Origin of the sequence: Runella defluvii, assembly GCF_014195535.1 — a bacterium.
In the GTDB taxonomy this organism is placed as follows: domain Bacteria; phylum Bacteroidota; class Bacteroidia; order Cytophagales; family Spirosomataceae; genus Runella; species Runella defluvii.
Genome location: NZ_JACIBY010000041.1, coordinates 1 through 1,850, shown reverse-complemented (window position 1 = coordinate 1,850; position 1,850 = coordinate 1). Strand labels below are relative to the sequence as shown.

1 protein-coding gene is annotated in these 1,850 nt (G+C 51.7%); it reads left to right on the top strand.

Going from position 1 to position 1,850, the window contains the following annotated elements:
• Window positions 1-1,850 (top strand): choice-of-anchor E domain-containing protein (locus FHS57_RS31570; RefSeq protein ID WP_183980796.1); only part of this gene is annotated, 1,850 nt, incomplete at both ends.

Genomic DNA, 1,850 nt, shown 5'->3' with positions numbered 1-1,850 from the left:
AATAAATTTACGGTAACGGCCACGCAAGGCGGGAATCCATTGGCCATAACGTTGTCAAACGGCAGCGCAGCAACGGCAATTAATTGCGGACTGAATACACCTTTACGTACGCCAGCAGGCAGCGCGGGCAAAGGCAACGTGACTTTGACGATTACGGACAACGTGACGGGCTGCTCGAAAACTTTGGTCGTTACCGACCCAGGAACGTGCGCCGTGACTTGTGTGCAAGGTACGCCAAGCACAGTGGTTTATCAATACGCGACGCAAATGGATATAACCGAACTAAACTCCTTGCCGATTATGATACCAAAGTTTGACGAACAAGGCGGAACGCGTGTTTTACAATCGGTGAAATTGGAATATACCGTAGGAGGCAAAACAGCATTTGTTTTTGAGAACAGGGCGGCACAATCGCAGTCGTTCAATGCCAAAGCAAGTTCGGAGGCGACGCTTACGTTGAACTCGACGGATATTGCGACGAATACATTGGAGATGGCGATTCCTCAAACGACGCTACCAGGGGGCATTTTGGTGCCTGCGTCGGGGAGTTGGGCAGGCGATAGTATTCCATCACCAACGCCCACGCCCACGACTTTGGGCCGAATGGAATCGTGGGCGAGTGATTATTTGACGGTTTTCAAAGACCCTCGCGCGGATGCCCGCTGGGTAACGAACGCGACGGGAGATGCGACTGACGATGATGATATGTACCTAAATCCGATGATAGCAGACTCGGTGAGTGGAACGTTTACTTACAACACAGCGTTGGCGTTGGCACCCTTTATTGGGACGGGAAATGTACCATTAGAAGTGAGTACGCTATCTGGCCTTGCGTTGACAGGCGGTGGCGGTAATTTAATCTACATTCAGCGTACACGAGCGTATGCAAGTGCGAAAGTGACCTATACTTACCTATGTATTTTGTGTACCAAACCCGTGGCAGCAGCTACGCCAAAAACACAGACGATATGTGCAGGCGGCGCAGCAACGGCTTACACGGTCACACCAAGTACAGGGGTAGAATACAAATGGTACGGCCCATTGGCAGACACAACGAGCAGTTTGGGCACAGCCGTGAGCGGCGCGACGAGCGCGACCTTTACACCGAGTGGCGCAGCGTTGGCGACGGCAGGTACGAAATATTATGCGGTAGTAGTAAATACGACGGGCGATGTGGCGTGTGCAGACACAGCTTATGTACAATTGGTAGTGAATGCTAAACCAGTAATTGCCGACGGCAGTGCGACGATTTGTGCAGGCGAGTCAGTGGATTTGACAACGAAAATTACAAACTACAATAGTTACCAAGGCCAAGTCTGGACAGTCGGTACAGCGGGCGGCACAGCAGTAGCAACGCCAAGTTCTGTCAAACCAACGGGCACAACGACTTACGTATTGGTTGCTCAAAACGTAGCTGGCTGTAAAGACACGGCGAATGTGGTGGTAACTGTGAATCCCAAACCAAATGCAGGCAAAGACACGACGTTAGCCTGTGTAAATGCTGTGAATAATACTTTGGCGACAAGTTACACTTTAGTACCAAGTCCAGCGGGAGGCAGTTGGTCACAACTAGGCACGACCCCAACTACGGCGACGATTACGGGTAACAACGTGACAGGCATGAGTGTAGCAGGCACGTATCAGTTCATTTATACGACGACCGCTGGTTGCAAAGATACGGTTGCCGTGACAGTCGCGCCATGTGCGGGTTGTGTAAAACCGAATGCAGGTGCTGATGCGGCAAATGTATGCCAACCGACGAGTACGGCGAAGTTGACGGCAGTGACGACAGGAGGCACATGGGCACCAATAGTTAGCCCAGCGAACCCAAGCGCAGCGACGATAGATGC